The following is a 24954-nucleotide window of genomic DNA, read 5'->3' on the forward strand; positions in this document are numbered from 1 at the left end:
ATAATCAACCAAAAATTATATGTTTAAAAAAACCATTTTACTCGTAATTGCATTGCTGTCATTACTTCAGCTATCTGCTCAGAATAAAGAGAATCGAAAAACAATTACAACCACAAGAGTTAAAAAAGCACCTAAAATTAATGGAATTTTAAATGATGAAGCATGGAAAAATGCTGAAATCTTAACTGACTTTGTCGTTTTAAGACCTGACAATGGCACACTTGTTCCAGAAGAATATCAAACGACTGTAAAAGTTATTTACGATGATGATGCCATTTACATTTCGGCACAAATGAATGATCCTGACCCAGAAGGAATTCCGCAAGAGTTTTCCACAAGAGATAATTTTAGTATTGCAGACTTCTTCTTGGTAACGATAAACCCTAATGATGATGGACAAAACCCTTTTGAATTTCTTGTTCAAGTTACCGGAAATCAAGGAGATGCTAAAGTGTCTAATGGCAATGAAGATTTTAACTGGAGTGCGGTTTGGGAAAGCGCCACAAAAATTAATGAGAAAGGTTGGGCAGTAGAAATGAAAATCCCTTACCGAGCAATTCGTTTTGCAAACAGACCTGTACAGTCTTGGGGATTTAATTTCCACCGAAGGTTAGAAAAACTAAACGCACAACATACTTGGACTCATATTGATAATTCAGTTGGAAGGTGGACGCAATACGACGGTTTAATTGAAAATTTTAGAGACATTAAACCACCTACAAGATTAAATTTATATCCTTATGCCTCTGCAACAACTAATACTTTTGAAGGACACACAAAGTATGATTGGAGCATGGGAATGGATATTAAATATGGTTTGACAGACAATTTTACGCTAGATGCTACTTTAATTCCAGATTTTAGTCAGGTTGGTTTTGACAATGTAGAACTAAATTTAGGTCCTTTTGAGCAACAGTTTTCTGAACAAAGACAATTCTTTACAGAAGGAACAGAATTATTTAACAAAGCAAATCTTTTTTATTCTAGAAGAATTGGTAGTTCTCCTATAGATCAATTTGATGTAGAAAGCACTTTATCTGCCGATGAAGAGATTACAAATTATCCTGGTAAAGTAACGATGTTAAACGCTGTTAAAATTTCAGGAAGAACCAAAGGCGGATTGGGTATTGGCTTTTTTAACGCCATTACAGAAAAAACAGCAGCAACCATTAAAAATAATACTACCGGAAATACAAGAAAAGAAGTGATAGCACCATTTACCAACTATAACATTTTGGTGCTAGATCAACAATTTAATCAGAACTCTACCATAACTTTAATCAACACAAATGTTACAAGAGATGGCAAGTTTAGAGATGCCAATGTAACCGCTTTAGATTGGCATATAGAAACCAAAGACAGTAAATACAATGCCGACGGCTCTGTTAAAATGAGTAACATTTCTGATGATATTAACAACCCCAATACCGGCTATACTTTTGATAATAGCTTTGGATATAATTCGGGGCATTGGAATTGGGAATTAGGCTATAGTTTTGAAAACAAAGATTTTAATCCGAATGATTTAGGAATCCTTTTTAGTAATAATCAACAAGATATTTATGGTAACGCAGGTTGGGAAACTTTACAGCCTACCAAAAATTACAATTGGGTGAATTATAATTTTTACAACCAAGCTAATTTTCAACATTTCTCTGGCGTATACACAGGTTTTAATGCAGGTTTTGGTGCAAGTGCCCAAACTAGAAAACGATTTACTTTTGGAGGTAATTTAAATTACAATTCAAAAGAAAAAGATTTCTTTGAACCTAGACAAGGTACCACAAGTGGTATTTATTTTTTACAACCAGAAAGTAGAAATATAAACGGATGGATTTCTACCAATTCACAAAAGAAATTAGAATTAAATGCAGATGCCTATTATACTGCCTATCGCAAAAACCCCAAATTAGGTTATGGTTTTAGTGTTGCTCCTCGTTATCGTTTTACCAATCAATTTTCTTTACAATATGAACTAGAGTATAACAAAACAAATAACGACCAAGGTTTTGTAGATGAAGAGGGAACAACTATAATTTTCGGCATGAGAGATCGTAAAAGCTACATCAATACCATTGCTGGTAAATATAGTTTTAGTACAAATTCTTCTTTATCTCTAAGTTTTAGACATTACTGGGGCTCTGTAGATTATAATGGATATCACAACTTAAACTCAAAAGGAAATTTAGACCCAAACACAACATACACCGGAGATAATGTAAACTTTAATAGCTGGAATTTAGATTTAAATTATATCTGGCAATTTGCACCCGGGAGTCAATTAATTGCATTTTATAGAAATTCTATTTTTAATGAAGACACCAACTCTAATTTAAATTTCAGGGAAAATATAGATAATTTATTCAATCAATCTCAAAGACATACTTTTTCTATAAGACTTGTTTATTTTATTGATTACAATAAATTGAAAAATATATTTTAGCTACCTCCTACACCTCCTGCAAGGTTTTTCTAACCTTGTAGGTTTTTTTCACTCACTTTCTATACTTACAAGAGCTTTTTAACACCTTGCAGAACAAACAATTTAATTGGCTTCAATTTAAATTAAGATTTATATTTTTCTGATTTCTTTTTTATACATTCGTTACAAAGTTTTTAAGTATGATAATTGGTAAAAACATTCACAAATATTATGGGGATGTAGAAGTTTTAAAAGGAGTAGATTTGCACATAAAAAAAGGAGAAATCGTTGCCATTGTTGGTCCTTCGGGTGCAGGAAAAACAACTTTGCTTCAAATTTTAGGCACTTTAGACAAACCTCAAAAAGAAAAAAACTACGAATTAAAACTAAACAGTGTTTCACTTAAAAACTTGGCAGATAAAGAACTCTCTGCTTTTAGAAACAAACACATTGGCTTTATTTTTCAATTTCATCAATTGTTACCAGAATTTACGGCTTTAGAAAATGTTTGTATTCCTGCGTTTATCGCTAAGAAAACAAAACAAGAAACAGAGACAAGAGCGAAGGAAATACTTGAATTTTTAGGTTTATCACACAGAATAAGCCACAAACCGAATGAACTTTCTGGAGGAGAACAACAAAGAGTTGCTGTTGCAAGAGCATTAATTAACAACCCTTCCGTTATTTTAGCTGATGAACCTAGTGGAAATTTAGATAGCGAATCTGCTAAAAACTTACACGAACTTTTTTTTAAATTACGTGATGAATTTGGACAAACCTTTGTAATTATTACTCATAATGAAGAGTTGGCAAATATGGCAGATAGAAAACTAACAATGATTGATGGTAAAATTATAGAATAACGTAACATTTATAAGTTTTATGCTACTTATGAATAAAGCTAACTAATGAAAGAAACATTTAATAATGTAATTACCTATATAAAAAATCCGGTTCCAGGAGCAGATACGAATAAGGATTATGGGTATCGTATTAAAATTTTCTTTCACCTATTTATCATTAGTATCGCAACCAGCATTATAATAACTCCTTTATTCAGTTTAATTCAAGAGCTACAACTTGTAGATTTTGAAACTCATAAAATAGAAGAAATGTTTAAAGACATGTCTTTTATTCAAGTTTTATTATTGAGTTCTGTAGTTGCTCCTATTATAGAAGAAACACTATTTAGAGCTCCAATTACTATTTTTATAAAACCAAATTCATTTAAATATGCCTTCTATATTTTTACACTAATTTTTGGTTTTATACATATTAGCAATTTTAAAATCACCACAAACGTACTATTACTCTCCCCTCTTTTAATCCTACCTCAATTACTCGTTGGTGGTTATTTTGGCTATATTCGAGTTAAATTTGGGCTATTATGGTCTATTTTATTACATGGAAGCTATAATGGTTTTTTATTTTTAATGAGTTTTTTATTTGAATAAGTATGAAAAAATCTGAATTAAAAGAATTTTTAGACGAGAAGGTAGTTCTATATAACAACCCCAATTTTATTGAATCTGACCCAATTCAGATACCTCATTTATTCACAAAAAAAGAAGATATTGAAATTGCAGGTTTTTTAACGGCAACTATTTCTTGGGGAAATAGAACGATGATTATCCGAAATGCAATTAAAATGATGGATCTTTTTGATAACGCTCCTTTTGATTTTGTGATGAATCATCAAGAAACTGATCTAAAATCTCTTGAAGGATTTGTACACAGAACTTTTAATGCAATCGATTTACAACAATTTATAACGTCTTTAAGACACATTTACACACATCACCAAGGACTAGAACATGTGTTATTGGTAGCTAAAAAACAGACCGATTACAAGAATGCAATTCACCATCTAAAACAAGTGTTTTTTGAAGTTCCACATCAACTAAGAACGCATAAACACATCTCTGATCCATTAAAAAATTCGGCGGCAAAAAGAATAAATATGTTCTTAAGATGGATGGTTAGAAACGATAATTCTGGTGTAGATTTTGGAATTTGGCACACACACAAACCAGCAAATTTATCGTGTCCGTTAGATGTCCATTCCGGAAATGTTGCACGTAAATTAAAACTACTTTTAAGAAAACAAAACGATTGGAAAGCACTTTCTGAATTAGATACAAACTTGCGAAAACTAGATCCAAATGATCCGGTAAAATATGATTTTGCATTGTTCGGTTTAGGTGTTTTTGAAAAATTCTAGAAGCCTTTTAATTTCATGTTTCAACTTTTCGAAGCACAATCTTTAAGAAAAATTCTGTGTAACAAATCTTAACTAAATCGTATAATTTTTCTTATTTTTGAAACTCATAGAAATACTAAATGCAATTTAAAAACCCAGCTGTTTTATACTTTTTAGCACTACTAATTATTCCGATTATAGTGCATCTTTTTCAACTACAAAAATTTGTAAAAGTTCCTTTTACAAACGTTGCATTTTTACAAAAAATAGTACAGCAAACACGTAAAAGTTCTCGTATAAAAAAGTGGCTCATATTAGCTACAAGAATGCTTCTTTTTTCAGCGATAATATTAGCTTTCTCTCAACCTTATTTAAGTGATAAAACATCCAACCAAAAACAACATAATTTTATCTATTTAGACAATTCTTTAAGCACAAATACAAAAGGAGAAAAAGGAAATTTACTACAAGTTGCTGCACAAGAACTTATAGAAAACGTATCAGAAAAAGACGTATATTCGCTACAGACAAATTCAGGTTTTTACGAGAATATTACCAAGGCAGAATTAAAAAAAGTCTTGCTACAAATTAAAGAAACTCCAAATAAAGTAGATCTTTCTACGATTTTACTTAAATTTACCTCACAAAAAAATGATAAAATCAAAAGTTCAAATAAGATAATACTAATATCTGATTTTCAGAATATTTACAAAAACGAGTTTACAAATGTAACACCCCCTTTTTCTGTTATAAAACTAGAACCTTCTATTAAAAATAACATTTCTATAGATAGTGTTTTTATCACCAACATAAATACTACAAACTTTACGCTAAATGTACTTGTAAAAAACCAAGGAAAAGCAAAAGAAAATATTCCTATTGCAATTTACAACAATGCAAAACTGATTAGTAAGCTCTCCTCCTCTTTAAAAAAAGACGCTTTAAAAACAATACAATTTAAAATTCAGAATCAGGTTTCATTTAACGGAAAAATCGAACTCTCTATTAGCGATACTTTCGCCTTTGATAACGTGTTTTATTTCACCTTAAAAAACGATCAAAAAATCAAAGTTTTATCCATAGGAAATAAGGCAGATTTTCTTACTAAAATTTACACCGAAAATGAATTTAATTTCACACAATCCACTGTCCAAAACACCAACTACAACTCCATCTTAAAACAACAATTAATTGTACTAAATGAAATAGAAAATATCTCTGAAATTTTATCAAAAAAAATTATAGAATTTTCTAAAAACGGAGGAAGCCTTGTGATCATCCCAAATGAAAACATGAATATCAACTCTTACAATTCTTTGCTTCAAAATTTAAACATTGGAAAAATTCAACCTAAAAAAACAGATACTTTAAAGATTACAAATATCAATTATAAACACCCTCTTTTTAAAAATGTTTTTTCAAAAAAAGTAACTAATTTTCAATACCCAACCATACAAAGTTACTTCCCTATTTTATCTAGAAAGGCAAGTACAATTGTTTCATTTGAAAACGGCACTTCCTTTATTTCTCAAATTAAAAACAAAGAAAATAACACCTATTGGATTGCAAGTTCTTTAGACAGAAAAAATAGTAATTTCATAAACTCTCCTTTAATTGTTCCCGTGTTTTATAACTTCGGAAAGTTTAGTTTTAAACTCCCTAAATTATTCTACAGAATTGCTTCTAAAAATAATATTGACATAGAAACATCTATCGAAAAAGACAAAGTTTTAAGAATTGCGAATTCAGAAAATTCTTTTATTCCTTTGCAACAGAAATTTCAAAACAAAGTAAGCATCACTACTAAAGAGCAACCTTTAAAAGCTGGTTTTTACAATGTACTAAAAGACACAGATACCATTCAAAAATTAGGTTACAATTATACTAAAGAAGAAAGTTTATTAAACTTTATGGATTTAGATGAACTAAAAAAAATTAATAAAGGAATCACCGTTTCTACTTCAATTGCTAGTGTTTTTAAAGAAATCAACAAAAAAAATGAAGTTCATTGGCTTTGGAAATGGTTTTTATCGTTGGCAATTGTATCTTTGCTTTTAGAAATTTTGATTTTAAAATTCTATAAACCATGACCACGCTTTTAAAATCGGCAACGATTATAGACTCTTCAAGCCCATATCATCATCATCAAAAAGACATTTTAATTACCAACGGAATTATTATTAAAATTGAAAATTCCATAGAAATAGAAAACGATTATCAAGTGGTAGCACTAGATAATTTACACGTTTCTTGTGGTTGGTTTGACACAAGTGTTTCTTTTGGAGAACCTGGTTTTGAAGAAAGAGAAAATATTAAAAACGGATTAAATGTTGCCGCGAAAAGTGGTTTTACGGCGGTTGCAGTAAATGCAAACTCAAACCCAGTAATAGACAATAAATCTGCCGTTGAATTTTTAATACATAAAGCAAACGGATTCGCCACCAACCTATACCCTATTGCTGCGCTAACACAAAACAGCAAAGGTATTGACATGGCAGAATTATATGACATGCAACAATCTGGTGCTATTGCTTTTGCTGATTACAACAAACCAATTGCCAATGATAATTTAATGAAAATTGCACTTTTGTATGCTCAGAATTTTGATGGATTGGTTTTCAGTTTCCCTAAAAACAACTCCATTGCCGGAGAAGGAATTGCAAACGAAGGCATTAACAGTACTAAATTAGGATTGAAAGGAATTCCTGCTTTGGCAGAACACATACAAATTGCAAGAGATTTATATTTATTAGAATATACAGGCGGAAAATTACATATTCCAACCATTTCTACAACAAAATCTGTTGAACTTATTAAAGAAGCGAAAAAGAAAGGATTGCAAGTTACCTGTAGTGTTTCTGTGCATCATTTAACTTTGTCTGACGATGAATTACAAGGTTTTGACAGCAACTACAAGGTAAACCCTCCTTTAAGAACAAAAGCAGACATTAAAGGCTTACTAAAAGGAATTAAATCTGGCGTTATAGATATTATTACGTCGGATCACAACCCAATTGATATAGAACACAAAAAACTAGAGTTTAGTGAAGCAAAAGACGGAACCATTGGCTTAGAAAGTGCTTTTGGAGCTCTTAATTCCGTTTTAGAGGTAGAAGACTTTATAGCCAATATTACCAGTAAACCTAAAGCAATTTTTGGAATAAAAGAACACTCTATAAAAGAAAATTCTAAAGCAGAAATTACTTTATTTAACCCAGAACTTAATTACACTTTTGCAAAAAAGGATATTTTATCAATATCAAAAAATAGTGCTTTTTTAGATAAAAAATTAAATGGAAAAGCTTACGGAATCTACGCTAACAATCAATTAATACTAAAATAATTATGGAAAATCAAACAGTAAACGAAGGAAAAACAATCGCAATTATCAGTTACATTACATTTATTGGAACTATTGTTGCTTATTTTATGAACAATACTAAAAAAAACACATTTGCTAGTTTTCATATTAGACAAATGATTGGCTTAGCTCTTTTAGGTTTAATTAATCAATACGCAATTACCGCAATAAACGGCACAATAGGTCTAATCATTGCAGTAGCACTTTTTGTTCTTTGGATAATTGGTATTATTGGAGCTATTAAAGGCGAAGAAAAGGCAGTTCCTGTTATTGGAGATCAATTTCAAGAATGGTTTAAAAACGTTTAATCACAACAAAAAACAAAGCTTAAATGAGCGATTTAGAGTACTTGGTAAGACAGCCAAAAAAAGCAACTAAAAACCCGCCTTTATTAATTTTACTGCATGGTTACGGAAGTAATGAGCAAGATTTATTTTCTTTTGCAGAAGAATTACCAGATGATTTTTTAATTATTAGCGCACAAGCACCAAATACCCTAGGTTTTGGAAGTTATGCTTGGTATGCCATTAATTTTGATGAGTTAAATGGTAAATTTTCTGATTTAGAACAAGCCAAAGAATCTATAGATAAAATAGCTATTTTTATTGATGAAATAAAAGCAAAATTTAATACAGACCCTAATAAAACTTTTTTGTTAGGTTTTAGTCAAGGTTCCATATTAAGTTATTCTTTAAGTTTTTTCTACCCAAATAAAGTACAGCATGTAATTGCTTTAAGTGGTTATATTAATACAGAATTATTACCCGAATCTATTTCTAAAGAAATTAAAACAGATTACTACTGTTCTCATGGTTCGGTAGACCAAGTTCTACCTGTAGAATGGGCCAGAAAAACAAAGCCTTTTTTAGATAATCTAGGATTACAAAATGTTTATTCTGAATACCCAGTTGGTCATGGAGTTGCGCCACAAAATTTTCATAGTTTTAAAAAATGGATTGAAGAACGGTTATAGATTGTTTTAGAACATAAAAAAACCCATATAGAATCTAGTAAAAACAAAGAACAAAGCTTGATATTTATATTATAAAAATCTCAAACAAATGTTTGAGATTTTTTTATTCGCAAACAACTCAAATTTAAGAATAGACAACAATATATTATATTCCTAAATTTGTAATACAAAAAAAGTACACCTATTTTAAATTATAAGGTATGAATACATTAATAAAAGTAATTGAAGCAGAAGAAATTTTGACAATCATTCCGCTTTTAACAAAATTAAACTCAAAAACTCCTTTAGAATTATTAAAAGAAAGAGTTTTAGAAATATCTAAAAATACAAATTACGAATGTGTTGGGATATATATTGATGAAAAATTAGTGGGAATATCAGGACTCTGGTACTCCACAAGACACTATATTGGTAAATCTGTAGAGCCCGATCATGTAATTATTGATGAATCTATAAGAGGACAAGGGCTTGGTAAACAATTTTTTAACTGGATAGACAATCATATTAAAAGTAAAGGTTGCGAAGCTATTGAATTAAACACCTATGCAAGTAATCCTAAATCTCATAAATTCTACTATAATGAAGGTTATAATATTTATGGCTTTCATTTTTTAAAGGTATTGAGAGAGGATAAAAAGTTTTATTAATTTTTTTTCAAAAAAAGGTTGCAGATATTAAAAAACATATTATATTTGCAACCGCTTACCAATAATGCGAAAGTAGCTCAGTTGGTAGAGCGTCAGCCTTCCAAGCTGAATGTCGCCGGTTCGAACCCGGTCTTTCGCTCAAAAGTCGTCTAAAAATATTTAGGCGACTTTTTTATTTTACATAAGTTTTAAAACCATACTAAGAAATCATGGATCAAGTCCAAAAGTTGTGGGATTTAGAAATTAGGCATAAATATTTGAGAGTCTAAAAAAGCAAAAACCACATGGCCTTACCTCTTCTAAATTATACTCTAAAAGATTCCGCAGAAACACTTGTACTTCTAACTCTAATAATAGAACAAGCATAAACCTAACAAGACTATTAAACCCCTTAATTAAGCTCACCTTACCTTCCCATCACTCTTGCACGATCCTCGATCCTCAAAAAGAATAAATCCTATTAAAAGACAGATTAAACCCAAAAGTTGTGATATTATAGAATTACGCATAACTACTTGTTAATATAAAAAGGAAAGTTTCTATATTCCTAACCCCTCTAAATTCCGTTCTAAAAGATTCCACAGAAGCGTTTGTACTTCTAATGACTAAATTAATTGAATATATCATATAACGTAAAGACATGGTTCAAACAATACTATTAAAGCTCTTCAATTTAATTTATCTTAAATGCTTATCACATTTACACGATTCTCAAAAAAAATAAATCACGTTAAAAATATGCTTAATTTAAAAAAGTATGGAAACAAAAAAAGCTTCTTATCTCTAAGAAGCTTTGTTTTTTGGGTGGAAGACGGGACTCGAACCCGCGACACTCGGTACCACAAACCGATACTCTAACCAACTGAGCTACAACCACCATATAATTGCGGGTGCAAATATAAAACTTTTTTCCGCTTCTAAAAAAGAAAATATTAAATTAATTTACTTAAATTTTCTACAGCCACGTAACGCTCTGTGGTAAAGCCTTCTGCAGATGCTACACCAATCAATCTTCCTAAATCTTTTGCTCTATAATCTACACTATCTGTAAAATTCTTACTTGTAATAGGTGTTTCTGGCTCATTACTAGCAGGATCATAGAATTGGGAAGCGTATGCTAACACCGATTTCTTTTTAAGATCCATAAATCCTGTAACATCAATTACAAAGTCTGGCACTATATTTTTCCATTGTATATAATGATAGACCAACTTTGGTCTCCACTTTTCTTGTAACTCCCCTTCTACTTCTGTCTCTATTTTTAATAACCCACTTAAAAAACATGCATCAGACACAAGACTACTTCCTTTAGGATGATCAATATGCCGATCGTCTACAGCATTACATAACACAATTTCTGGCTGATACTTACGTATCATTTTTATGACCTCTAATTGATGCTTTTTATCATTCACAAAAAAGCCATCTGCAAATCGAAGATTTTCTCTTACAGAAACCCCTAAAATTTGAGCTGAATTCGCTGCTTCAATATCGCGTAAATCAGCAGAACCTCGAGTACCTAATTCGCCTCTCGTTAAATCTACAATACCTACCTTTTTTCCTAAGGAAATTTCCTTTGCAATTGTGCCTCCACAACCTAATTCTACATCATCTGGATGGGCTCCAAAAGCCAAAATATCTAGTTTCATTATAATGTACGCATTTAATATATGTTATTTTTTTATCAGTTTTTATCATAAAAACCATTCTATTGCCCTAAAAAAAGACAACAAATTCGTCGTTTTACTAATTATTCTTTAATAAAACCATAAATTGAATCATCAAAAATAATCATTTTTTAAAGAAACATAATAAGAAATTATTTCTATTACGTTTTCGTATTTAATTTTATATAAAATTGACTTCTTTTTGTTGGGATTATCATAAAATTTTACTGTTCGTTACGGGTATGATATATGTCATATATCAACCTGTATAATGTGAGTAATTTTACAATATCAAAAAACAATAATATAAACGTCAAATATTTGACCATTATAATAATCATTAATTAATAACTATATAATTAAATTATGGAAACCAACAGAAACATGGAAACCTACGGATTAAAAAACGTAACAGTAAATTGGAACTTACCTACTGAAGAACTTCAAAAAATTACTATTGAAAAAGGTATGGGTAGAGAAACCAAAAATGGAACTTTAGCTGTAAACACTGGTAAATTTACTGGTAGATCTCCTCAAGATAGATTTATAGTTAAAGATGATTATACAGCAGACAAAGTTTGGTGGGGAAAAACCAATAAACCTGTTTCTCAAGAAAATTTCGATAAATTAAAAAAGAACGTTACAGATTATTTATCTAATAAAGAAATATACGCTAAAGATGGTTATGTATGTGCAGACCCAACTTACAGAACAAATATTAGAACCGTAGCAGAATACCCATGGTCTATTTCTTTTGTATTTAATATGTTCTTAAGACCTACTGAAGAAGAATTAGCTAATTTTGATGAAGACTGGTTAGTATTATGTGCTCCTGGTTATATTTGTGATGACCCAAAAGCATACGGAATCCGTCAAGGAAATTTCTCTATCATTAACTTTACAGATAAAATTGCTTTAATTGGTGGTTCTGGTTATACAGGAGAAATTAAAAAAGGTATATTTTCTGCATTAAATTTAATTTTACCAGTAGAAAAAGATGTTTTACCAATGCACTGTTCTGCAAATGTTGGTGAAGATGGAGATACAGCAATTTTCTTCGGATTATCTGGAACAGGAAAAACAACTTTATCTGCAGATCCTACAAGAAAATTAATTGGTGATGATGAACATGGTTGGACTAAAGACAACAACATTTTTAACTTTGAAGGTGGATGTTATGCTAAAGTAATTGACTTATCAGAAGAAAAAGAACCAGATATTTTTAGAGCTATTAAGCCAGGTGCTTTATTAGAAAATGTAGTATTTAAAGAAGATGGAGAAGTAGATTATATGGATGGTTCTATTACACAAAACACACGTGTAAGTTACCCAATTTATAACATCGATAATATTGCAGTACCATCATACGCAAACAACCCTAAAAACATTTTCTTTTTAACTGCTGATGCTTTTGGTGTATTGCCTCCGGTTTCTAAATTAACTCCTGGACAAGCTGCATACCACTTTATCTCTGGATATACTGCAAAAGTAGCAGGAACAGAAGCAGGAATTACAGAGCCTGTACCATCTTTCTCTGCTTGTTTTGGTGAACCTTTTATGCCATTACACCCAACAAAATATGCTGAAATGTTAAGTAAAAAAATGACTGAAGCAGGTGTAAACGTTTGGTTGATTAACACAGGTTGGTCTGGAGGTCCTTACGGAACTGGTTCTCGTATTAAATTAAAATACACAAGAGCAATGATTGGAGAAATCTTAAAAGGAAGTTTAGATAATATCGAATTTGAACAACACCCTATTTTCGGATTATTTATGCCAAAATATTGTCCTAATGTTCCTACAGAAATGTTAAACCCAATGAATACTTGGATAAACAAAGGAGCTTATATTAGTAAAGCAATTCACTTAGCACATTTCTTCCACTTAAACTTCGAGAAATTTGCGAATGAAGCATCAGAACAAATCATTGAAGGTGGACCGTTAATTGACGAACACCACCAATTAGATCACATGTAAAATTCTAACAAATTTTCATTTTAAAAAGCAAAGAGTTTAACTCTTTGCTTTTTTTATTGCTTGTAATATATCTTCAATTAAGTCTTCTGATTCTTCAATACCTACAGAAAAACGAATTAATCCATCCTTAATTCCTCTTGCCAATCGTTCTTCCTCACTTAATAAAGCGTGTGTGGTTTGTGCTGGACTAACAGTTGTACTTTCTAAACCTGCTAAACTCATAGCCGGTTTTATCAATTGTAAATGATTCTGAAATTTCATAGCATCAATTCCTTTTGATAACTCAAAAGATAGCATTGCACCAAAACCTTTCATTTGTTTCTTAGCCAACGCATACTGCGGATGACTTTTTAACCCAGGATAATACACGGTATCAATATCTAAATTACTTTCTAAAAATTCTGCCATTTTTTGCGCATTTTTAGTTTGTTCTTTTACACGTAAATTCAAAGTTTTTAAACTTCTTTCTAACAACCAAACGGTTTGATCGCTCAAATTTCCTCCAAAATTAATCGCTGTTTTCCAAATTTGCTCAATATGTTCTTTAGTTGCTGCAATGGCACCTGCAGAAATATCTGAATGTCCTCCCATATATTTAGTGGCAGAATGCAACATAATATCAATTCCGAAATCTATAGGATTCTGATTAATAGGCGATGCAAACGTATTGTCTATCATGGTTAAAATTCCGTTTTCTTTAGCTAATGTAGCAATTGCTTTCATATCCGTAATACCTAATAACGGATTAGAAGGTGTTTCTATATATAAAACCTTCGTATTTTCTTTGATTAAAGGTTTAAAATCTGCTACTTTATCAGATTCTGTAAATGAATATTCTATTCCATATTTATCAAATTCTGATACAATAAAATTATAGGTTCCGCCATAAATTACTTGCTGCACAACTACATGATCTCCTTTTTGTAAAAAAGCAAATAACGCGGCAGAAATAGCTGCCATGCCAGAACCAAAAATTAAAGCATCTTCCGTTTTCTCTAAAGCTGCAATCTTCTTGTGCAACATTTCTTGATTCGGTGTATTAAAATAACGCGGATATCGTTTCACATCAACGCCATCAAAAGCATAAGAAGTTGAAGGATAAATAGGAGAAACCGCTCCTTTATATTGTTCGTCTTTAACTTCGCCAACATGAACGCAGGTAGTATTTATTCCAAATTTCTTCGATTCTTTCATTTCTTTCGTTTTATGCTTGCTAATTTAATAAATCCTAGTACAATCCACTAAAAAAATTAATATCTTCGTTTTATGATATCAATACTACTTGTTGGAAATGGAAATGTTGCCACGCATTTATATACTGCTTTTTCAAAAGCTGATAGTATTGCAATTACACAAATTAGTTCTAGAAATTTAGAAAAAATTCCAAGTGCAGATCTTACAATTATTGCTGTTTCAGATGATGCAATTGCTGAAGTTTCTTCTAAAATTAACAACAAGTTTGTGGTTCACACCTCCGGTGGATGTGCTATTAGCGAGTTAAAAAACAAAAACAACAAAGGAGTTTTTTACATGTTACAAACTTTTTCAAAGGGAAAAGACGTCAATTTTAATGAAGTTCCTTTTTGCTTAGAAGCTACCACTAAAAAAGACCAACAATTACTTAGTGAAGTTGCAAAAGCAATAGGGCAAAAAATTTATACTATAAATTCTGAACAAAGAAAAGCATTGCATGTTGCAGCCGTCTTTGTAAACAACTTTACCAACCACCTTTATAAAATTGGGAACGATATTTGTATAGAACATAAAGTACCTTTTGAAGTTTTATTACCTTTAATTAAAGAAACTGCTTCTAAAATAGCATCTTTATCCCCAGAAAAAGCACAAACAGGACCTGCGGTAAGAAAAGATAAAAAAACAATAAAAAATCATTTAGATTTGCTGGATACAAATCAACAAGAAATCTATCAACTTTTAACTAAATCAATTCAAAATTCGGTTGATTAAATTTATTTTAAACAAACAATACCACTTCTAACAACGTGTAGAAGTTTTAGAAAATATAAATATGGAAATTAGTTACAAACAATTATTACCACAAATAAATACCTTAATTTTTGATGTAGATGGTGTACTTACCAACGGAATGGTTACGATTATGCCTGACGGAGAATTAGTAAGACACATGAATATTAAAGATGGATACGCTTTAAAAACTGCCGTTGATAAAGGTTTAAATGTTTGTATTATTTCTGGAGGAAAAAACGAAGGAGTAAGAACACGTTTGGCTAACTTAGGAATAAAAGACATCTATTTAGGCGCTCATGATAAAATTAAACAATACAACGAATTGGTAGAGAAATACAATTTAAAGCCCGAAAATGTGTTGTATATGGGAGATGACATTCCAGATTACCCTGTAATGAAATTAGTAGGAATGCCTTGTTGCCCAAATGATGCAGCACCAGAAATACAAGGTGTCTCTAAATATATTTCTTATAAAAAAGGTGGCGAAGGCTGCGTAAGAGATGTAATTGAACAAATATTACGTGTTCAAGGAAAATGGAAAAATAACTTTAGTGCTAAATATGATTAAATGTTTATTCACTTCATTTGAAATTATATTTTAAAAACCAATTAAATAATTAAGACCTCTCTTATCGATGTCTTTATAAATCAAAAAAAAAACATGAAAAAATCACTTTTTACATTCGCACTTTTAATACTTGCAGTAACAGTAAATGCACAATCAATTTTAGGAAATTGGAAAACAGTAGATGATGAAACTGGCGAAACTAAATCGATAGTGAACCTATATGAAGAAAACGGTAAAGTTTACGGTAAAGTTGTTAAAGTACTTAATAAAGATCGTCAAGATGCTGTTTGTGATAAATGTGAGGGAGATAAGAAAGATAAGCTTATCTTAGGTATGATAATTATTGAAGGCATGAAAAAGAAAGGTGATGAATATAAAGGAGGTACAATTTTAGACCCTCAAAAAGGAAAAGAATATGGCTGTAAAATTTGGTTAGATGAAGACAACGCTAACAAGTTGAACGTACGAGGTTATATTGCCTTTTTATTTCGCACACAAAACTGGTATCGTGCAGTTGAATAGTTTTTCAATCTAATATAAATATTGCATTTAGTAAAAGCACAAACTAAAAGTACTTAGTTATATACATGTTACTTTAGTAAAAAAATAAGAAATCACTATGGAGAATATCCATTTTACAATTGAAAATAAAAGTCTTTCTTCTAAAAGTTCTTTGGTAGAAAACATTTTAAAAGGAATACATAGTTTCCCTAATTTAAAAAACAAAAAAGGACTTTTATTTTCAAATTCTATTTTAGATAGATTTATAGACGAAGAAGCAAAACACAACACACAAACCTTAACAAGCAAAGAAAATAGAAGTATTAGAACCTTGTCTAGTGGAGAGCAAAAAAAGGCTTTGCTCAACTATTTACTGCAACAAAAACCAGATTTTTTAATTTTAGACAGTCCGTTTGAAAGCTTAGATATAGCTTCTGTTTCTAATTTAAAAGAAGATCTTATTGCGTTATCCTCAGAAATTATTTTAATTCAGCTTTTTAATAGAAAAGAAGAAATTTTGCCAATAATAACACATGTTTTAGAAATTGAAAATGATGAGATTATTGAGAATGTTCCTATAGAAAAATATACTTTTAAAGAAACTAACTTTAATTTTAAAGGCGAAGTTCCTAAACCGATTACATTCTACAAAAATATACCAAACCAACTTATAACCTTACAAAATGTAAATGTTGAATATGATGATAGATGTATTTTAAACAACATTAATTGGACGATCAATAAAAATGAATTTTGGCATTTAATTGGTCCTAATGGTTCTGGAAAAACTACTATTTTATCCATGATTTACGGGAATAATGTAAAAGCTTTTAGACAAGAAGTCTATTTGTTTGGTAAGAAAAAAGGATCTGGAGAAAGTGTTTGGGAAATAAAAGAGAAAATAGGGTATTTTAGTCCTGCTATTTTAGAATTATTTAAACGAAGAATTACGGTTGCACAAATGGTGGTTTCAGGTTTTTATGATAGCGTAGGCTTATACCAAACTCCAACTACCCTTCAAATTAAAACAGCAGATGATTGGCTTGAATTATTAAATTTAAAAAGCAAAAGTAACACTTCTTTTCAAGACCTAACTGCCGCAACTCAAAGGTTGGTTTTAATAGCAAGAGCTATGATAAAGCATCCGCCATTATTAATTTTAGATGAACCCCTCATTAATTTAGACAACCAAGGAACTGCAATTGTGGTTGCTTTAATTAATAAAATTGTAAAAGAAAGCGACACCACTATCCTTTTTGTTTCTCACAGAGAAGTAGAAAACTTAAATCCTAATTTTATTTATGAACTAACACCTACAGAAAAAGGTTCACTTGGAAACATCAAGCACTAAAAATAAGGATTTAAACAAAACTTAAACCTATGAAACTTGAAATACTAATTTTTTTCTTCTAACATCGGCACAAAAGCAAAATCTCCTAATTCATGTTTCTCGAACTCTGTGGGAGATTTCCTAATAAACAACGTCATTATTTGTGTTTTATCTCCAACCGGAATCAACAACCTACCTCCTACTTTTAATTGAGATAACAACGGTTTAGGTACAAAAGGAGCTCCAGCGGTTACGATAATTTTATCGAAAGGTGCCTGTTCTTTTAATCCTATATATCCATCTCCAAAAATAAATCTTTTGGGTTTATACCCCAGTTTAGGTAAAAAAAGAGAGGTTTTTTTAAACAACTCTCGTTGTCTTTCTATCGAGTACACTTCTGCCTTTAATTCTAATAAAACAGCCGTTTGATACCCAGAACCTGTGCCAATTTCTAATACTTTATCACCAGGCTTTACCTCTAAAGTTTGAGACTGAAAAGCCACAGTGTAAGGCATAGAAATAGTTTGATCTGCTGCAATAGGAAAAGCTTTGTCTTGATAGGCATGAGACTCAAAACTACTATCAATAAATAGGTGTCGCGGAATTCTACGTACTGCATTCAATACATTTTCATCGATAATCCCTTTTGCTTTTAATACTTTAGCTAACTGGTTTCTAAGTCCTTGGTGTTTAGAAGTGTCTTTCAAATTTTATAAATTTCTGGACTCTAAAAATAGTAATTAATCTATATACATAAGCATAAAATTGTATCTTTGTTTTTGGCTGATTTTTAAAGTCAGAAAAACGAAACTAATGTCTTTATAATGAACGTTTCTGCTACAACGCAAGAAATCATAAAATAACCGATTCACTAAAAGGTTTGTTTTACTTTGTTCAGAAAGACTTAAAACATTTTATATGCTTAAAGTAGGAGTATTAGGTGCTGGCCACTTAGGAAAAATTCATTTACGATTATTACAACAATCAGACAAATACAACTTAGTTGGTTTTTACGATCCCTCTAAGGAAAACGCAAAAAATGTTGCCGAAGAATTTGGTTATACCTCTTTTGATTCTGTAAAGGAATTAATACATGCTGTTGAAGTTATAGATATTGTAACACCTACTTTATCTCATTTTGATTGCGCTAAATTAGCCATCGAAAGAGGACGTCATATTTTTATTGAGAAACCAATTACTAAAACCGTTTTAGAAGCAGAAGCTTTAAAAACATTGGCTAGTCAATTTCATGTTTTAGGACAAGTTGGGCATGTAGAACGCTTTAACCCGGCTTTTACAGCTGTTAAAGATAAAATAGAAAACCCAATGTTTATCGAATGCCATCGTTTGGCAGAATTTAACCCAAGAGGTACAGATGTACCTGTAGTGTTAGATTTGATGATTCATGATATTGATATTATTCTTTCTGTTGTAAAATCTCAAGTTAAAAATGTTCATGCAAGTGGTGTTGCTGTTATTTCTGATACTCCTGATATTGCAAATGCAAGAATTGAGTTTGAAAACGGTTGTGTCGCTAATTTAACTGCTAGTAGAATTTCTATGAAAAACATGCGTAAATCTCGCTTTTTTCAAAAGGATGCCTATATTTCTGTTAATTTTTTAAGCAAGGAATCTGAAGTTGTTAGAATGAAAGACGTCCCTGCAAATCCTGATGAGTTTGCAATGATTTTACAAAATGCTGAAGGTGTTAAAAAACAGATTTACTTTGAAAATCCTGAAGTAGAAAATAACAATGCTATTTTAGACGAATTAGAGTCTTTTGCGCATTCAATTAAAAACAACACATCTCCAGTAGTAAGTTTAAGACAAGGTACGGAAGCGCTAAAAGTAGCACAAATGATTATTGATTGTTTTTAATCGAAGAGTGATAACCAAGTGTTTTATTCTATCCAATTTTGGCTTAATATAAAAATATTTATATAAGAAGCATACCTTGTTCCTTTTGGAGCTAGATTGTCGATTTAAAAAGAACAAGGTACTTATTTTTACTTTTAAAAGAGTGAATATTTTTTGAATAAATAGTGAGGTTTGTAAATAATTGCGTTAGGGATAGAGCGGTTTGTTTGAGCTCTTTTGAGGTACGAAAAAAGCGAGTAGCGAAAGCCCGTTAAAACGCCCAAATAAAATAGAATACATGAAAAATATAGCTATTATTGGTGCTGGAACCATGGGAAATGGAATTGCACATACCTTTGCTCAGTTTAATTATAAGGTAAGTTTAATAGACATTTCTGAAGCTTCTTTAGAAAAAGGAATGGACACCATTGCTAGAAATCTAGATAGAATGGTGGCCAAAGAAAAAATTTCTGAAGCAGATAAAACCAAGACTTTAAATAACATTAGCACGTTTACCTCTATTAAGGAAGGGGTTAAAGACGCACATTTAGTTGTGGAAGCTGCCACCGAAAACGCTGTTTTAAAAGGGAAAATTTTTAAAGAATTAGACAAAGTTTGTAATGAAAACACCGTTTTAGCAACCAATACTTCTTCTATTTCTATAACTCAAATTGCTGCTGCAACTAGTAGACCCGATAAGGTTATTGGAATGCATTTTATGAATCCAGTACCTATTATGAAATTAGTAGAGATTATTAGAGGTTACAATACTTCTAATGAGGTAATGGAAACCATTGTTGCGCTTTCTAAAAAGGTTGGTAAAATTCCGGTGGAAGTAAATGATTATCCTGGTTTTGTGGCTAACAGAATTTTAATGCCCATGATTAACGAATCTATAGAAACTTTGTATAATAATGTTGCTGGTGTAGAAGAAATAGATACCGTAATGAAACTTGGTATGGCACACCCAATGGGGTCTTTACAATTGGCAGATTTTATTGGTTTAGATGTTTGTTTGTCTATTATGAATGTTTTATACGATGGTTTTAAAAACCCTAAATATGCTCCTTGTCCATTATTAGTAAACATGGTTATGGCTGGTAAATTAGGTATAAAATCTGGCGAAGGATTTTATGATTATGCTACAAGTAGAAAGGCAGAAAAAGTAGCTAAAATGTTTTCTTAATCTGCTCTTAATTAAGAGTAGTAATTTCTAAATAAATGTATAAAAAACCAATTCTATTTTTTTTAATTTTAGCTCTCACCTATACTTTAAATGCTCAAGAAAAGAAAAAAGGGATTCTAAATATTAAAAAAGTTGGTTTTCTTTACAATAATGTAAATGCTAAAAACTTTGTTTTTGAAGATAAGGATTACAAGTACTCCTCAAACATACTGAAACTACAAGCTTTTTACGACTTAGGTAAATGGAAATCCTTTGATATAGAACTTATCGTTCAACCAGAAATACAGGTTATAAAACACCAATTATTAAATGAGCAATTTGTTTTGCCTTCAGAAAATAATTATCAAGATTTAAGATTAGAATTTACAACACCTAAAACCATGCATTTATATGCTTTTGAACTAGGTTTTGCTCTGAAGAGAGAAATTATTAAAAACTTAGACTTTAAAGCCACCATTGGTTTAGGGTTAGCAACTATAGACACTAGAACAGAACGATTAGCCAAAGGATTTACTTTTATAGAAAACGGATCTTTGGGGTTTTCTTATAAAACCACTAAAAAGACATCCCTGTATTTAGGAAGTAATATAGGACACGTTTCTAACTTTGATACTAAAACGCCCAATAATGGTTATAGTTTTCTTGGCTTAGAAATTGGCGTTTATTATTTACTTAAATAAAAACTATATTTAAAATAAAATTCCTATTAGATCTAAATTTTATTTTAAGATCTTAATAGGAATTTATTATTTTAGTAATAAGATGCTGAACCAAGTTCAGCGTGATACATTTCTATTTTTTTTTAATTATTTACCTAACCAAGAATTTAACATCCAAATTGTTTTTTCTTGCTCTGCAATAAAATCACTCATCATAGAATTGGTACCTTCATCATTTGCTTCATCTGAAGAGTCTAATATACTTCTTTCAATTTTTAATAATTCAGAAAGTGAGGTTACAACCAACTCCACTGCTTCTACATCATTAGAAATATTTTTTCCTACAGGTACTATTGCTAAATTAATATAATCTGTAAAAGTATGCAAAGGCTTGCCTTGTAATGTTAAAATACGTTCTGCAATGTCATCTATCTTTACTTGAGAATCTGTATAAAACTCCTCAAACTTAACATGTAATTGAAAAAAATTTTTCCCTTTAATATTCCAGTGTAAACCTCTTAAACTTTGATAATAAATTTGAAAATTTGCTAATAAACCATTTAATTCATCGACTAAATTAGCTGTTTCTTTTTTGTCTAATCCTAATATTGTTTTGTTCATTTTGTAATATTTTTTATTGATACACAAATTTAAGAAAAATTTAAGCTCATAAAGTATAATTATAATTGATAGTTTTAATATCTTTATCAAAAAATTTGATACACAATGACCATTACCCAATTAAAATACGTTTTATCTGTTGCAGAATACCAGAATTTTACGGTAGCTGCAGAACATAGTTTTGTTACTCAACCTACATTGAGTATGCAAATTCAAAAATTGGAAGACGAATTAGGTGTTAAGATATTTAACCGTTCTAAAAAACCAATTGAATTAACAGAAGTAGGAAAAAAAATAGTAGAACAAGCAAAAGTTATCGTAGATGAAAGTAATAGAATTTTAGACATTGTTCATCAACAAAAAGGATATATAGGAGGTGAATTTAAATTAGGAATTATCCCGACAATTATGCCCACTTTATTACCGATGTTTCTACAAAATTTCACTAAAAAATACCCGAAAGTAAAGTTAATTATCGAAGAATTAACTACCGAAGAAATTATAAGAAAATTAACTGACGGTCATATAGATGCAGGTCTTGCTGCAACTCCTTTAGAAAATGAAGCGATAAAAGAAAGACCTTTATATTATGAACCTTTTGTTGGTTTAATTCCTCAAAACCATAGACTATCTAAAAACAAAACCATCACTGCTGAGGAGTTAGAAATGGAAGATATTCTGTTATTAGAGGATGGGCATTGTTTTAAAGACAGCGTAATTAATTTATGTAGCACTCGTAAAGTAGATAATAAAAAAGGGTTTCAATTAGAAAGTGGAAGTTTTGATACTTTAATTAAACTGTCTAAAGAAGGTTTGGGAATGACGTTGCTACCTTATTTACATACTTTAGATTTAAATGATGCCGATAAAAGCCATTTACGTGAATTTACAAATCCTCCACCAGCAAGAGAAGTGAGTTTAATTTATCATAAATCACAATTAAAAATGCAATTGATTGAAGCCTTAAAGAAAACGATAGATGGTGTTGTTAGAGGTGCTATTTCTTTTTCTGATGTTAAAATTATTAGCCCTTTACAGAAAAAATAAAAAGACACGTGTTTCACAGATTACACATAATATTTATGGCATCAAAGACACTCTTTCATCGCATTCAATATTCTTAAAAATTTAATCTAAAGAACAAAAAAAGACCCCACAAATTTTTAAAATTTGTGGGGTCTTTTTTTGTTAAAGTCTTGAATATTTGTGAAATCCGTGTCCTTTAAAAACTAAGAATACATTTTATCTCTTAATTCCTTAATTTTTGGATCTGATAAATAATCATCAAAAGTAGTATATCTATCGATTACTCCTTTTGGAGTTAACTCAATAACTCTGTTGGCAACCGTTTGTGCAAACTCATGATCATGCGTTGTAAACAATATAGTTCCTTTAAAATTGATTAATGAATTATTTAAAGCTTGTATAGATTCTAGATCTAAGTGATTTGTTGGCTCATCTAAAACTAATACATTTCCTCTCTTCATCATCATTCTAGACAACATACAACGCACCTTTTCTCCTCCAGAAAGCACGTTACTTTTCTTTAAAGCTTCTTCTCCAGAAAAAATCATTTTCCCTAAGAAACCTCTTAAAAAAACTTCTTCACGCTCTTCTTCTGTTTGTGCATACTGTCTTAACCAATCTACTAAATTTAATTCTCCATCTTGGAAAAAAGAAGAATTGTCTAGCGGTAAGTATGATTGTGTAGTTGTAACACCCCAATCAAATTTACCAGCGTCGGCCTTTTCATTATTCGTTATAATTTGATAAAAAGCAGTTACCGCTCTAGAGTTTCTAGAAATAACAGCAATTTTATCTCCTTTATTTAAATTGATATGTACATTATCAAATAATTTTTCTCCTTCAAACTCTTTCGATAATTCTTCTACATTTAAAATCTGATCACCAGCTTCTCTATCTCTGTCAAAAATAATAGCAGGGTAACGTCTACTAGAAGGTTTAATTTCTTCAACATTTAACTTGTCAATCATTTTTTTACGAGAAGTGGCTTGTTTAGATTTAGCCATATTTGCAGAAAAACGACGGATAAACTCTTCTAATTCCTTCTTCTTTTCTTCTGCTTTCTTATTTTGTTGTGCTCTTTGTCTTGTTGCTAACTGGCTAGACTCATACCAGAAAGTATAATTACCCGAATAATTATTTATTTTACTATAATCAATATCAGAAATATGTGTACAAACTGCATCTAAAAAGTGTCTATCATGCGATACTACAATAACACAGTTATCAAAATTTGCAATAAAATTCTCTAACCAAGCAATAGTTTCAAAATCTAAATCGTTGGTAGGCTCATCCATTATTAATACATCTGGATTTCCAAAAAGCGCTTGTGCAATTAATACACGTACTTTTTGTTTACCATCTAAATCTTTCATTAATGAATAATGCAACTCTTCAGAAATACCTAAATTAGATAACATTGCTGCAGCATCAGAATCTGCATTCCAACCATTCATTTCTTCAAATTTTATTTGAAGTTCACCAATTTTTTCTGCGTTTTCATCCGTATAGTCAGCATATAACTCGTCTATTTGCTTTTTAATTTTAAAAAGATCCTTGTTACCCATTACTACGGTTTCTAATACTGGGAATTCATCAAAAGCATAATGATCTTGTGTTAATACAGACATTCTTTTACCTTTTTCTAAATGCACCTGACCAGAAGTTGGTTCTTGAACACCTGAAATAATTTTTAAGAAAGTGGATTTTCCTGCTCCGTTTGCACCAATAATTCCATAACAATTTCCTGTTTGAAATTTTGTATTAACATCATCAAACAAAATTCGTTTTCCGAATTGTACAGATAAATTAGAAACTGATAACATACTCTATATTTTTTTAATTTTTGCAAAAGTACAAATTTCATTTATCTTTTACCCCCACATTTCAAACGGTTTTCAATAAATTATACTTCCGTTTTTATAACTATTTTAACAATGAATTAACAACGATAGCTCCTATGAATACCTAACTTT

23 protein-coding genes and 2 tRNA genes are annotated in these 24954 nt (G+C 30.5%); 19 read left to right on the forward strand and 6 right to left on the reverse strand.

The window, feature by feature from the left end; all coding sequences use genetic code 11:
• Positions 1-19 precede the first annotated feature (19 nt).
• The 10 genes from JOP69_RS06690 to JOP69_RS06735 all read left to right on the forward strand — a co-directional run bounded on the left by JOP69_RS06690 (position 20) and on the right by JOP69_RS06735 (position 9742).
• Positions 20-2443 (forward strand): DUF5916 domain-containing protein, encoded by a 2424-nt coding sequence (locus tag JOP69_RS06690; RefSeq protein WP_203394609.1) that lies wholly within the window; start codon positions 20-22, stop codon positions 2441-2443.
• A gap of 179 nt (positions 2444-2622) precedes the next feature.
• Complete coding sequence (locus JOP69_RS06695; RefSeq protein ID WP_203394608.1) at positions 2623-3285, forward strand: ABC transporter ATP-binding protein; 663 nt, start codon at positions 2623-2625, stop codon at positions 3283-3285.
• 45 nt (positions 3286-3330) lie between these two features.
• A complete protein-coding gene (locus tag JOP69_RS06700; protein ID WP_203394607.1) occupies positions 3331-3876 on the forward strand; it encodes a CPBP family intramembrane glutamic endopeptidase in 546 nt (181 codons plus the stop codon).
• Positions 3877-3878: 2 nt separating this feature from the next.
• The gene (locus JOP69_RS06705) at positions 3879-4643 is read left to right on the forward strand and encodes a TIGR02757 family protein (protein WP_203394606.1); all 765 of its coding nucleotides are present in this window, start codon (positions 3879-3881) and stop codon (positions 4641-4643) included.
• Between the two features lie 119 nt (positions 4644-4762).
• Positions 4763-6712, forward strand: a complete 1950-nt coding sequence (locus JOP69_RS06710) for a BatA domain-containing protein (RefSeq protein ID WP_203394605.1) — start codon at positions 4763-4765, stop codon at positions 6710-6712.
• Positions 6709-7965, forward strand: coding sequence for a dihydroorotase family protein (locus tag JOP69_RS06715; protein ID WP_203394604.1), 1257 nt, complete (start codon positions 6709-6711; stop codon positions 7963-7965). Before JOP69_RS06710 ends, JOP69_RS06715 begins: the two co-directional genes overlap by 4 nt.
• 2 nt (positions 7966-7967) lie before the next feature.
• Positions 7968-8291, forward strand: a complete 324-nt coding sequence (locus tag JOP69_RS06720; protein WP_203394603.1) for a hypothetical protein — start codon at positions 7968-7970, stop codon at positions 8289-8291.
• 23 nt (positions 8292-8314) lie between these two features.
• The gene (locus tag JOP69_RS06725) at positions 8315-8956 is read left to right on the forward strand and encodes an alpha/beta hydrolase (RefSeq protein WP_203394602.1); all 642 of its coding nucleotides are present in this window, start codon (positions 8315-8317) and stop codon (positions 8954-8956) included.
• A gap of 200 nt (positions 8957-9156) precedes the next feature.
• On the forward strand, positions 9157-9603 hold the full coding sequence (locus JOP69_RS06730; RefSeq protein WP_203394601.1) for a GNAT family N-acetyltransferase: 447 nt from the start codon (positions 9157-9159) through the stop codon (positions 9601-9603).
• 66 nt (positions 9604-9669) lie between these two features.
• A tRNA-Gly gene (locus tag JOP69_RS06735) sits at positions 9670-9742 on the forward strand.
• A 663-nt stretch (positions 9743-10405) separates the two neighbouring features.
• Here the strand turns inward: JOP69_RS06735 and JOP69_RS06740 are convergent.
• Both JOP69_RS06740 and bshB1 read right to left on the reverse strand, forming a co-directional pair.
• A tRNA-His gene (locus tag JOP69_RS06740) sits at positions 10406-10481 on the reverse strand.
• A gap of 54 nt (positions 10482-10535) precedes the next feature.
• On the reverse strand, positions 10536-11252 hold the full coding sequence (gene bshB1, locus JOP69_RS06745; protein WP_203394600.1) for a bacillithiol biosynthesis deacetylase BshB1: 717 nt from the start codon (positions 11250-11252) through the stop codon (positions 10536-10538).
• Between the two features lie 384 nt (positions 11253-11636).
• Here bshB1 and pckA point away from each other — a divergent pair, with 384 nt between their 5' ends.
• Positions 11637-13247: a phosphoenolpyruvate carboxykinase (ATP) gene (gene pckA, locus JOP69_RS06750; RefSeq protein WP_203394599.1), complete on the forward strand. Its 1611-nt coding sequence runs from the start codon at positions 11637-11639 to the stop codon at positions 13245-13247.
• A gap of 36 nt (positions 13248-13283) precedes the next feature.
• Here the strand turns inward: pckA and JOP69_RS06755 are convergent, their stop codons facing one another.
• A complete protein-coding gene (locus JOP69_RS06755) occupies positions 13284-14441 on the reverse strand; it encodes a PLP-dependent aspartate aminotransferase family protein (RefSeq protein ID WP_203394598.1) in 1158 nt (385 codons plus the stop codon).
• A gap of 72 nt (positions 14442-14513) precedes the next feature.
• Between JOP69_RS06755 and JOP69_RS06760 the strand changes: the two genes are divergently transcribed.
• The 4 genes from JOP69_RS06760 to JOP69_RS06775 all read left to right on the forward strand — a co-directional run bounded on the left by JOP69_RS06760 (position 14514) and on the right by JOP69_RS06775 (position 17653).
• Entirely contained in the window at positions 14514-15212 is a 699-nt protein-coding gene (locus JOP69_RS06760) for a Rossmann-like and DUF2520 domain-containing protein (RefSeq protein WP_203394597.1), read from the forward strand.
• A gap of 61 nt (positions 15213-15273) precedes the next feature.
• On the forward strand, positions 15274-15801 hold the full coding sequence (locus JOP69_RS06765; RefSeq protein ID WP_203394596.1) for an HAD family hydrolase: 528 nt from the start codon (positions 15274-15276) through the stop codon (positions 15799-15801).
• Between the two features lie 93 nt (positions 15802-15894).
• Positions 15895-16323, forward strand: coding sequence for a DUF2147 domain-containing protein (locus JOP69_RS06770; protein ID WP_203394595.1), 429 nt, complete (start codon positions 15895-15897; stop codon positions 16321-16323).
• 97 nt (positions 16324-16420) lie between these two features.
• Positions 16421-17653: an ATP-binding cassette domain-containing protein gene (locus JOP69_RS06775; protein WP_203394594.1), complete on the forward strand. Its 1233-nt coding sequence runs from the start codon at positions 16421-16423 to the stop codon at positions 17651-17653.
• Between the two features lie 44 nt (positions 17654-17697).
• Here JOP69_RS06775 and JOP69_RS06780 read toward each other — a convergent pair whose 3' ends face one another.
• Positions 17698-18339, reverse strand: coding sequence for a protein-L-isoaspartate(D-aspartate) O-methyltransferase (locus JOP69_RS06780; protein WP_203394593.1), 642 nt, complete (start codon positions 18337-18339; stop codon positions 17698-17700).
• A gap of 211 nt (positions 18340-18550) precedes the next feature.
• Here JOP69_RS06780 and JOP69_RS06785 point away from each other — a divergent pair, with 211 nt between their 5' ends.
• The 3 genes from JOP69_RS06785 to JOP69_RS18660 all read left to right on the forward strand — a co-directional run bounded on the left by JOP69_RS06785 (position 18551) and on the right by JOP69_RS18660 (position 21355).
• Positions 18551-19510: a Gfo/Idh/MocA family protein gene (locus JOP69_RS06785; protein ID WP_203394592.1), complete on the forward strand. Its 960-nt coding sequence runs from the start codon at positions 18551-18553 to the stop codon at positions 19508-19510.
• Between the two features lie 277 nt (positions 19511-19787).
• On the forward strand, positions 19788-20675 hold the full coding sequence (locus JOP69_RS06790) for a 3-hydroxybutyryl-CoA dehydrogenase (protein WP_203394591.1): 888 nt from the start codon (positions 19788-19790) through the stop codon (positions 20673-20675).
• 35 nt (positions 20676-20710) lie between these two features.
• Positions 20711-21355 carry an acyloxyacyl hydrolase gene (locus tag JOP69_RS18660; protein WP_252191202.1) on the forward strand — a complete coding sequence of 215 codons (645 nt, stop codon included), beginning with the start codon at positions 20711-20713 and terminating at the stop codon, positions 21353-21355.
• A 126-nt stretch (positions 21356-21481) separates the two neighbouring features.
• Here the strand turns inward: JOP69_RS18660 and JOP69_RS06800 are convergent, their stop codons facing one another.
• On the reverse strand, positions 21482-21955 hold the full coding sequence (locus JOP69_RS06800; RefSeq protein ID WP_203394590.1) for a Dps family protein: 474 nt from the start codon (positions 21953-21955) through the stop codon (positions 21482-21484).
• Positions 21956-22060: 105 nt separating this feature from the next.
• Here JOP69_RS06800 and JOP69_RS06805 point away from each other — a divergent pair, with 105 nt between their 5' ends.
• Positions 22061-23002 carry a hydrogen peroxide-inducible genes activator gene (locus tag JOP69_RS06805; protein WP_203394589.1) on the forward strand — a complete coding sequence of 314 codons (942 nt, stop codon included), beginning with the start codon at positions 22061-22063 and terminating at the stop codon, positions 23000-23002.
• A gap of 182 nt (positions 23003-23184) precedes the next feature.
• On the opposite strand, the gene JOP69_RS06810 is transcribed toward JOP69_RS06805, so the two are convergent.
• Entirely contained in the window at positions 23185-24804 is a 1620-nt protein-coding gene (locus tag JOP69_RS06810) for an ABC-F family ATP-binding cassette domain-containing protein (RefSeq protein ID WP_203394588.1), read from the reverse strand.
• Between the last annotated feature and the right edge of the window lie 150 nt (positions 24805-24954).

Source organism: Polaribacter sp. Q13 (assembly GCF_016858305.2).
Taxonomy (GTDB): domain Bacteria; phylum Bacteroidota; class Bacteroidia; order Flavobacteriales; family Flavobacteriaceae; genus Polaribacter.